Raw genomic sequence first — 9,886 nt, 5'->3', positions numbered from 1 at the left:
CCTGTCTCTTTGTCCGTCGTCACTCGGATTCTTGTGTTGTTGTTTTTTCAACAAAAGGACGCAAAAGAGATGTAGGAAGGGTCCTGGGGGCCGGAGAAGTGTAAAAGAGACAGGGCGAAGGCTGGGGCGTACCCCGGCGCGGTCAGTGACCGCCTCGCTGCGTACGTATGGGGTCGGTGCCGCGCCGGGGTACGCCCCAGCCTTCGCCGGGCGGACCCCCACCTCGGCACTCGCGGCGCTGCCCCACATCAATCGGCACCGCGCCCACCGCTCGTCTCCCCCAGTCTTCGGCCGGGGGGAGACCCCCATGGGCGCACCCCGCCACACCCCTCCAGTCGTGTAGGCGACTGACGACCGGGCGGGGTTCAGAGAGCGGTTCGGGGTTGCCGCAAGTGCCTTACTCACCCCCCACCGGCCGTCAGTCGCCCCAACCGGCATGAGGGGGTGTGGCGGGGTGCGCCCATGGGGTCCCCCCGGCCGAAGGCTGGGGGAGACGAGCGGCGGACCCGGGCGCCGAACGATGTGGACGTAAACCGCGAGCGCTGTGGGGGTCCCCCCGGCCGAAGGCTGGGGGAGTGCGCCGGCGCGGCCCCGACCCCACGCCAACGATGCGCTGACCCGCACTGACCGCGCCGGGCAATCGGGCGGGAGGCGGGGAAACCGCCCGCCGCAGGTGCAACGCACCCGCACACGACAATCCACCGCAACCACGACGGCGCCGCACACACGTGCTCACGGGCGCGTCGGCAGCCGGACCGTGAAACAGGCACCGCCCTCGGGGGAGGTGCACGCGGCGGAGATGGTGCCGCCCAGCACCGTGGTGAGGCGGTGGGCGATGGCGAGCCCGAGGCCGGTGCCGACGGGGCGGGCGCCGCGGTAGCGGGTGGCGAGGGCGGCGCGCTGGAAGACGACGGTGAGGTCGTCCTCGGTCAGTCCCGGGCCGCCGTCGCGGACCTCGAACACGGCCTCGCCGACCTCGGCGCGCAGCGCCAGCACGAGCGGGCGGCCGGCCGGGGTGACGCGCAGCGCGTTCTCGGCCAGGCCGTCGAGGAGTTGGCGGACCCGGAAGGGATCGGTGTCGGCGAGCAGTGGGCGGCCCGGGCGTTCGAGGCGGAAGCGCACGTCGTGGCGGGCGCAGCGGTCGGCCCAGACGGCGCCGGCGTCCTCGACGAGGGCGTCGAGGTCGGTCCGCGCGGCGTCGAGCCGGAAGTCGTCGGCCTCCAGGCGGGCGAGGTCCAGCAGGTCGTGGACGAAGCGGTCGAGACGGCCGGTCTCGGCGAGCAGGGTGCGGCCGGTGGCGGGGAGGCCGTCGGGGCCGATCACCCCGTCGGCGAGGGCCTCGGCGTAGCCGCGCACGGCGGTCAGCGGGGTGCGGATCTCGTGCGACACCGAGAGCAGGAACGTGCGCTGTCGGTTCTCGCTGCGGGCGAGGGCGGCGTCAAGGGAGGTGAGCGCGGCGGACAGTTCGGCGACCTCGGCCGGGCCGTCGTCCGGCAGGGCGAGCCCGCGCTCGCCGGCGGCGAGGCGGTGGGCGGTGCGGGCCGCCGCGGTCAGGGGACGGGCCAGGCGCCGGGCCAGCAGGGCACCGGCTGCGCCCGCGCCGGCCAGTCCGGCGGCCAGGGGCAGCGCGAGAGCGCCGCGGATGCGGGCGGCGGCGTCGTCGACCGCGGTGAAGGGCTTGGTGAGCACCACCGCGCCACCGCCCGGGGACGGATGACCCTCCACCAGCACGGCACGCCCGCCGAGGGCGGCCGTCGCCGACGCCGGGCCCCCGCCGCGCAGCGCCGCGAGCACGGCCGTGGTGACGGCGGGCGCGGCCGGCCCGGCCGTCGTACCGTCCGGCGCGACCACCGCGAGCTCGACGCCGTTCGAGCCGGCCAGCCGCTGCTCCCGTTCCAGCAGCAGGGACGACAGCGCCGGGGTACGGCTGAGCACGTCGGCCTGCCGTGCGAGCCGGTCGCGCTCCTGCGCCTCGGCGGTCGTGCGGATCGTGTGCCATGACGCCAGCCCGGCCAGCAGCACGGCGACGGCCGCCACGGCGGTGGTGAGCAGCACGAGGTTCCCGGCGAGCGAACCGCGACCGGTCACGCCGGGGCCGGGCGGGGTGGGGCGGCGCTGTAGCCGACGCCGCGGATCGTACGGATCAGGGAGGGGTCGCCGAGTTTGGAGCGCAGTTGGGAGACGTAGACGTCGACCACACGGCCCTCGCGGTAGTCCGGGGCGCCCCAGACGTGGGCGAGCAGCTGGTCACGGGTGAAGACCTGGCCGGGGTGGCCCATCAGGCACGCCAGGAGGTTGAACTCCGTCGTGGTCAGGGTGAGCGGCTCACCGTCCTTGTGGACGGTCCGGCGCACCGGGTCCAGTGCCACCGGGCCCAGGGTGCGCGGCCGTCCGCCGCGGGGCGGGCCGTCCACCCGGCGCAGGACGGTCTTGACGCGGGCGACGAGTTCGCGGGGCGAGAAGGGCTTGGTGACGTAGTCGTCCGCGCCCAGTTCCAGGCCCAGGATCCGGTCGGCCTCCTCGTCGCGTGCCGTGACCAGGAGGACCGGCGTCCAGTCGCCCTCGTCGCGCAGCGCGCGGCAGAACGCCGTGCCGTCGAGCCCGGGCAGCCCGATGTCGAGCACGATCGCCACGGGCCGCAGCCGGCGCGCCGCGGCGAGCCCGGAGGGCCCGTCGGCCTCCACGTGGACGCCGAAGCCCTCCCGGGTCAGGTACAGCCGCTGCAGGTCGGCGATGTGCCGTTCGTCCTCGACGACCAGGACGAGGCCTCGTTCTTCCGCCATGGCCCCGATGCTAACCACCCCTCTCGCCGCGGCCCCGCGGGCGGCGGGGATCCTGACACTCCCCGAACATTCCGCCAACGCCGTCCTTGCGTCCGTCCGCCACGATGCGGGCGGTGCCCGGCGATCCGGCCGGGCGGAGGGAGGAACAGGTCGTGGCATTCCCACACGCCGGCGCGGAGCCCGCACTGCTCGGCGCCACCCTGGCGGCGGGCGTCGTCGCGCTCGTCGCCGTCGCCCTGCTGCTGCGCAGGACCCGCCCGCCCCGCACCGCCGGACCCGGTCTGCTGCACCGGGCCGGACGCGGCTGCGCCCGGCACCCGTGGCGGGTGATCGCCGCATGGCTGCTGGTGCTGCTGGCCGCGGTCGCCGCCGACCGGGCCTGGGGCGGTGCGTACCAGGACGACTTCGCGCTGCCCGGCACCTCCGCGCAGACCGGCGCGGACCTCCTCGACGCCCATGGCGCGCCCGGCACCCGGGGCACCGCCTCGCAGATCGTGCTGCGGGCACGGCACGGCGGGCTGGCGGACCACCGGGACGCCGTGGCCTCGGCGGTCGCCCGCGTGGCGGACCTGCCGCACGTCCTGTCCGCGGCCGACCCGCTGACCACCCCGGGCGCGGTCTCCTCCGACGGCGCCATCGGGTACGTCGGCGTCCGCTTCGACACCAACCCCGCGACCCTCGACCGCTCCTACGTCGCCGAGGTCGACACGGCGGTCTCGGCGCTGCGCGCCGACGGCGTCACCGTGGAGTACGGCGGCCCGCTGGGCCAGTTGGCGCGGCCCAAGGCGGCGGACCGGGCCTCGGAGGCGATCGGCCTGGGCACCGCGGTCGCCGTGCTGCTGCTGGGCTTCGGCAGCCTCGCGGCGGCGGGACTGCCGCTGCTCACCGCGGTCCTCGGGCTGGGCGCCGGGACGGCCCTGCTGGGGCTGCTCGCGGCGGCCTGGTCCTTCGGCGCCGCCGCCCCCACGCTGGCCACGATGATGGGCCTCGGCGTGGGCCTGGACTACGCGCTCTTCCTCACCACGCGCCACCGGGGGCTGCTGCACACCGTCGACGACCCCGCGGAGGCCGCCGGACGCACCCTCGCCACCAGCGGCCGGGCCGTGATCGTGGCGGCCGTGACGGTGGCGATGGCCCTGGCGGGCCTGTACGCCTCGGGGGTCGTCTTCATCGGCACCCTCGGTGCCGCCGCGGGCGTCACCGTCGCGGTCGCCGCCGTGGCCTCACTGACCCTCACCCCCGCGCTGCTGGGACTGCTCGGCCGCCGGATCGACCGCTGGTCGGTGCGCACGCCGGTGGACGAACCCGCCCCGGGCGGCGCCGACGTCTGGCACCGCTGGGCCCGCGCCGTCGGGCGGCGCCCCTGGCTCTTCCTCACCGCGGGCGTGCTGGCGCTCGGGGTGCTCACCGTGCCGCTCGCCTCGATGCGGCTGGGGCACGTCGACGCCGGCGCGGGCCCGGCCGGCAACCCCGACCGCCGCGCGTACGACCTGCTCTCCGAGGGCTTCGGTCCGGGCACCAACGGCCCGCTCACCGTGGTCGTCGCCCTGGACCCCGACCGCACCGGGACCTCGGCCGACCGGGAACGTCTGGCGACGGCACTGCACGAGACCCTCGCCGGCGCCGGCGACGTGGCCGCCGCGACCACCCCGTCCGCGACCCCCGACGGCGCCCTGCTCGTCGCGACCGTCACCCCGCGCGGCGGGCCCGAGGAGCGCTCCACCTCCGACCTCGTCCACCGCCTGCAGGACGACGTGCTGCCCGCCGCCCTGCGGGGCACCGGCGCCCAGGGCCACGTCACGGGGACCACGGCGGCCCAACTCGCCTTCCGGGACGTCGTGGTGGACCGGCTGCCGGTGATCGTCGCGGTGGTCGTCGGCGCGGCCTTCCTCCTGCTGCTCGCCGTCTTCCGCAGCCCGCTGGTCGCCGCCAAGGCCGCGGTGCTCAACCTGTTGTCGATCGGCGCCGCGTACGGCGTGGTCGTGGCCGTCTTCCAGTGGGGCTGGGGCGGTCCGTGGCTCGGTGTCGGCGAGAGCGTGCCGGTGGAGTCCTACGTCCCGATGATGATGTTCGCCATCGTCTTCGGGCTGTCCATGGACTACGAGGTCTTCCTGCTCTCCCGGATCCGCGAGTCCTGGCTGGCCACCGGCGACGACCACGGGAGCGTGGCGCACGGGCTGGCCGCCACCGCCCGGGTCATCTCCTGCGCCGCGATCGTCATGACCAGCGTCTTCCTCGCCTTCCTCCTGTCGGCGAACGTGGTCGTCAAGATGCTGGCGCTGGGGCTCGGGGTGAGCGTCGTCGTCGACGCCACGATCGTCCGGCTGCTCCTCGTCCCCGCGACGATGTACCTGTTCGGCCGGGCCAACTGGTGGATCCCGCCCTGGCTGGACCGGCTGCTGCCGCGCCTGGACCCGGAAGGCGGCGGCCGCGCCGCGCAGGCCGTTCCCGCGCCCGCCCGTGCCGAGGCCGCAGGGAAGACGCGGTGACGGCCGTCCGGCGGCGCCGGGCCAGGACCGTGCTGGTGGCGTCCGTCGCGCTGACGGCCCTGAGCGGCGGGGCCGGTGAGCTGGTCGCGCGGGGCGTCGTCCACCACCGCGTCGCGGCCGCGGCGGGCCGCGCCCTCGGCGTCGCCCCGGACCGGGTGGCGGTCGACACCGGCGGTGGGCCGGCGCTGTCCGCGCTCGCGCACCGCCGCCTGGGCCGCGTCGAGGTCGCCGGCGACGACGTCACCGTGGGGCGACTGCACGGCGCCTCGGTGCGCGTCCGCCTGGACGGCCTCCGCTTCGGCGGCGCACCGACCGTGGCGTCGTCCCATGCCGACGTCCGCGTTCCCGCCGGGTCGCTGCGCGCACGCTCCGGGAGCGGCGGTACGGACGGGGGCCTGCCGGTCACGGACGTCGTGCCGGACCCGGTCGCGGGCACGCTGCGGCTCGAACTCGGCGGCGGATTCGGCCGGGTGACGGTACGCCCGGTGCTCCGTGGCGGCCGGGTGGCGGTCACCGTGACCGGCGCGGAGTTCCTGGGCCGGGTCGCCGCGCCGGCGGTCGTCGACCGGATCGAGCGGCGGCTGGCCGACCGGGCCCCGCGGGCGCGCTACCCCCTCGCCCTGCGGGCGACCTCGGTCGACGTCACGTCCGACGGCCTGCACGTCACCCTCGACGGCGGCCGCGCGGCGCTGCCCCGCCGGGCGGCTCAGGCCGCCTGACCGTCCACGACGCCCTTGGCGAAGTCCGCCCGCAGGCGGGAGAGTTCGTCGTCCGGCACCGCGCGAGCCCAGGCGTCGGGAAGCCCGCGGACGGTGTGGTCCTTGGTGGTCGCGGCGCTGTAGGTGGCGGTGCAGGTGAGCGACACGGTGCCGGAGGGCTTCATCTTCTTGTGGAAGACGCAGGTCTTCACCTTGCGGCCGTCGAGGGTGATGGCGATGCTGATCTCCGCGTACACGGGGTCGTCGGTGGTCTCGGGGTCGTCCAGGGCGTCGTACAGGGAGTTCTGGAGGGTGAAGCGGGCGGTGCAGCTGCTGTTGCCGCAGGGGGAGAAGCGGGCCTTCCCCGTGGTGCTGAAGCTGACCGCCGGGTCGACGGCGGACTTCAGGTCGGCGAGGTCCCGGTCGTAGGCGGTCGTGAAGGTCTCGCGGTCGGCGCCGGTGAGCGCGGCCACCGTCGTGTCCAGGCCGTCGGGCAGGGGCAGCGGCCCCGATGCGGCGGGGGAGTCGCCCGCGGCCAGGCGCAGCAGGGTGCGCGGGGCGGAGTCGGTGATCCAGAAGCGGCCGCCGGTCGTGGTCAGCACCTTGACGGGGCGTCCGGCGACCGTGGAGGAGGAGATGGCGTCCGGGCGGCCGCGGTCGGCGGCGTCACGGAGCAGCGCCGAGACGTTGGCCGGGTCCAGAGGGGTCGTCAGGTCGTCGATCTCGGGCAGGTCGGCGGAGGAGTCCAGCCAGCGGTCGTCGATCCGGTCGAGGAGGTCGCCCGCGTAGCCGCGGTCCTTCCAGTACGCCCTGTCGGCCTTGGTCAGGCGGTGGTCGTCGGTGGTGAGCAGCCGCACGGTGGCGCCCTCGTCCTGCAGCGAGCCACGGCCCCAGCCGCCGGGTGTGGTCTGCAGGTCGAACGGGGTGCTCGTCCCGCTGTCGAGGGCGAAGTCGCCCCGGTAGGAGACGACCTGGGCCCCGCCCATGGTGTCCGCCGCCTCGCGCAGCATGCGCTCGGCCTCCGCCGCCGGGTCCTTGCGTGCGGTCGCCGCCGGGCCCTTGCCGTCGCCGGACCCGCTCCAGGGAGCCCATATGAGGAGGCCGGCGACCAGGGCCGCGGTGGCCAGTCCCGCCACGGCCAGCAGCGGGCCGCGCCGCCGGGACGGCGGTGTGGGGTAGCCGTTGTGCGGCGGGTACCAGGGCGCTTGGTGGTGGGCCTGCGGTTGCGGCGGGTACGGCGGCGCCGGCGGGGGCGGCGGTCCGAAGCCGCCGCCTCCCGTGCCGCCGCCGGTCCCGTGACCGGGGCCCCAACCGCCGCCGCCCCACGGTGTTCCGTCCGTCATATCCGCGTCTCCCCACGTCGTGCGGTCGCTCGTGCCCCCGCCGGTCTCCCCACCGGGACGATCCCCGCCGGGCGCCGACCTTCTCATCCGGCCCGTGCCCCCGCCCCGGCCTTCCGTGAATCCGCCACCGGCCCGGCCCGGCGGGCGTGCGGGGGTCCAGGGCAAGGTACTGCAGTGGCCGCACCGCCCCGGCGGGAGGGTTTCTCATAGGGCTCTCATCCGCCGCTCAGGCTCTCATCACGGCTGGTTCCTACCGTCGCCGCAGTGGAGAGACAGGCACCGCCTCCCTCCCGCTTCCCGTTCTCCTGACTCGGCGAGGAATCGCATGTTCTTCACGTACCTCCGGCGCGAACTCCGACGCCGCAGAAAGGCGGCGCTCGTCATCGCGATGGGCCTCGCACTGGGCATCGCCCTGGTGATCACCGTCAACTCGGTGTCGGCCGGCATGACGCAGGCCCAGGGCAAGGTGCTGGAGTCGTTGTACGGCCTGGGCACCGACATGACCGTCACCAAGGCCGCCGACCCCGACTCGGCCTCCGCGCAGCGACCGCGCTTCCAGTTCGACGCGCGCGGCGACGACAAGGAGCAGAGCAGCGACCGCGTCATGGTGCAGGGCTTCCAGTCGCTGAAGTCCTCGGTCGTCGACCAGGTCTCCGAGCAGAGCGGGGTCAAGGACGCGGTCGGCGGGCTCAGCCTGGTCGTCATCAAGGTCAACGGCCAGTTCCAGCGCGGTGAGTTCCAGCAGGCACCGGGCAGCGGCAACCGGCAGCGGGGCGGCGGCAGCGGCCAGCCGCAGGGCACGGTGCGCGGTGGCGGAGCCAACTTCGACATCAACAACTTCACCGTCTTCGGCACGGACGTCGCGCACCCCGCCCTCGGTCCGCTGACCTCGTCGAAGATCACCTCGGGGAAGACCTTCACCAGCGCGCAGGACGACGCCAAGGTCGCCGTGCTCGACAGCGCGTACGCGAAGCAGAAGAAGCTGACCGTCGGCAAGACGCTCACGATCTCCGGCACCACGTTCGAGATCATCGGCATCGCGACCGCCGACAGCGGCTCCTCCTCCGCCAACGTCTACATCCCGCTGAAGCAGGCGCAGACGCTCGCGGACGCCAAGGACAAGGTCACCACGGTCTACGTCCAGGCCGCCGACTCCCAGAAGATCGGCTCCGTCAAGTCCGCGATCCAGAAGAACATCTCCGGCACGACGGTCACCACCTCCTCCGACCTGGCCTCGACCGTCTCCGGTTCGCTGTCCACGGCCTCCAACCTGGCGTCCAACGTCGGCAAGTGGCTCTCCATCGCCGTCCTGATCGCCGCCTTCCTCGTCGCCGGGCTGCTGACCTCCTCCGCGGTCTCCCGCCGGGTGCGCGAGTTCGGCACGCTCAAGGCGCTGGGCTGGAAGAGCGGCCGGGTGACGCGCCAGGTCATGGGCGAGGCGATCGTCAACGGCCTCATCGGCGGCGCCCTCGGCATCGCCCTGGGCCTCGGCTGCGCCTACCTCATCACCACGATCAGCCCCACGCTGGACGCCACCGTCGGTGGCGGCGGGAGCGGTGGCGGCGGAGCGGGCGGCCCCGGTGGCTTCGGCGGCCCCGCCCGGCGCGCGGCCGGTGACGCCGTCGAGATCGCCCTCCAGGCACCGGTCAGCGTCAACACCATCGTCCTCGCGGTGGTCCTGGCGGTCGCGGGCGGTCTGATCGCCGGGACCTTCGGCGGCTGGCGGGCCTCGCGGCTGCGCCCGGCCGACGCCCTGCGCCGCGTCGAGTAGCCGCACCCGCCCCACGAGACCGGGGGCCGCGTGCCGCACGTTCCCCCCGGCGTGGCGCGGCCCCCGCCCTTCCCCTTCAGGACTTCAGGAGTCATCTCATGTACAAGCTGAGCGGCGTGACCAAGCGCTACTCGCGCGGCAAGGACACCGTGCACGCGCTGCGCGGCGTCGACCTCGTGATCGAGGACGGCGACCAGCTGGTCATCCAGGGCCCGACCGGCGGCGGCAAGTCGACGCTGCTGCAGATGCTCGGCGGCCTCGACCGCCCGACGGAGGGCTCGGTGGAGCTGGACGGCACCGACCTGGCCCGGCTGAGCGAGGCCCGGCTGACCAAGGTCAGGTCGCAGAACATCGGCATCATCTTCCAGAGCTTCAACCTGATCCCGACCCTGACCGCCCAGGAGAACGTCGAGACCGCCCTCGTCCCGCTGGGCGTCAAGGCCTCCGAACGCCGTGCCCGCGCCGCCGAGGCCCTCGCCTCCGTCGGCCTCGGCGACCGTCTGCACCACCTGCCGGGCGAGTTGTCGGGTGGTCAGCAGCAGCGTGTGGCGATCGCCCGGGCGCTGGTGAAGCGCCCCAAGGTGCTGCTCGCGGACGAGCCGACCGGAGCCCTCGACGAGGACACCCGCGACGAGATCCTCGCCCTGCTGGAGGGGCTGTGGAAGGAGTACGGGCTGACCTTCGTCATGGTCACCCACGACTCCGCCATCGCCCGGCGCGCCACCCGGGTCGCCACCATCAAGAAGGGCCGGGTCACCGTCACCGAGCGGGCCCCCGCGGCCTGAGACCGCCGCACCCACCC

At 74.9% G+C, this 9,886-nt stretch carries 7 protein-coding genes; 4 read left to right on the top strand and 3 right to left on the bottom strand.

Annotated elements, in window-relative coordinates; genetic code table 11:
* Positions 1-732: 732 nt before the first annotated feature.
* Together PV350_RS40310 and PV350_RS40305 are read right to left on the bottom strand one after the other, a co-directional pair.
* On the bottom strand, positions 733-2,088 hold the full coding sequence (locus PV350_RS40310; RefSeq protein WP_500338389.1) for a sensor histidine kinase: 1,356 nt from the start codon (positions 2,086-2,088) through the stop codon (positions 733-735).
* The gene (locus tag PV350_RS40305) at positions 2,085-2,783 is read right to left on the bottom strand and encodes a response regulator transcription factor (protein WP_500338387.1); all 699 of its coding nucleotides are present in this window, start codon (positions 2,781-2,783) and stop codon (positions 2,085-2,087) included. Before PV350_RS40305 ends, PV350_RS40310 begins: the two co-directional genes overlap by 4 nt.
* 152 nt (positions 2,784-2,935) lie before the next feature.
* Between PV350_RS40305 and PV350_RS40300 the strand changes: the two genes are divergently transcribed.
* Both PV350_RS40300 and PV350_RS40295 read left to right on the top strand, forming a co-directional pair.
* A complete protein-coding gene (locus tag PV350_RS40300) occupies positions 2,936-5,272 on the top strand; it encodes an MMPL family transporter (RefSeq protein WP_499513651.1) in 2,337 nt (778 codons plus the stop codon).
* Positions 5,269-5,991 (top strand): LmeA family phospholipid-binding protein, encoded by a 723-nt coding sequence (locus tag PV350_RS40295; protein WP_500338385.1) that lies wholly within the window; start codon positions 5,269-5,271, stop codon positions 5,989-5,991. Before PV350_RS40300 ends, PV350_RS40295 begins: the two co-directional genes overlap by 4 nt.
* Here the strand turns inward: PV350_RS40295 and PV350_RS40290 are convergent.
* Positions 5,979-7,313 carry a hypothetical protein gene (locus tag PV350_RS40290; RefSeq protein ID WP_499513653.1) on the bottom strand — a complete coding sequence of 445 codons (1,335 nt, stop codon included), beginning with the start codon at positions 7,311-7,313 and terminating at the stop codon, positions 5,979-5,981. The genes PV350_RS40295 and PV350_RS40290 overlap by 13 nt on opposite strands.
* Before the next feature lie 325 nt (positions 7,314-7,638).
* Here PV350_RS40290 and PV350_RS40285 point away from each other — a divergent pair, with 325 nt between their 5' ends.
* On the top strand, positions 7,639-9,084 hold the full coding sequence (locus PV350_RS40285; RefSeq protein ID WP_499513654.1) for an ABC transporter permease: 1,446 nt from the start codon (positions 7,639-7,641) through the stop codon (positions 9,082-9,084).
* 98 nt (positions 9,085-9,182) lie between these two features.
* A complete protein-coding gene (locus PV350_RS40280; protein WP_500338383.1) occupies positions 9,183-9,869 on the top strand; it encodes an ABC transporter ATP-binding protein in 687 nt (228 codons plus the stop codon).
* The last annotated feature ends 17 nt before the right edge of the window (positions 9,870-9,886 follow it).

Source organism: Streptomyces sp. PA03-6a, assembly GCF_033792765.1.
In the GTDB taxonomy this organism is placed as follows: domain Bacteria; phylum Actinomycetota; class Actinomycetes; order Streptomycetales; family Streptomycetaceae; genus Actinacidiphila.
Note: the sequence above shows the minus strand (reverse complement) of the source record. Positions and strands in the feature narration are given on the sequence as shown.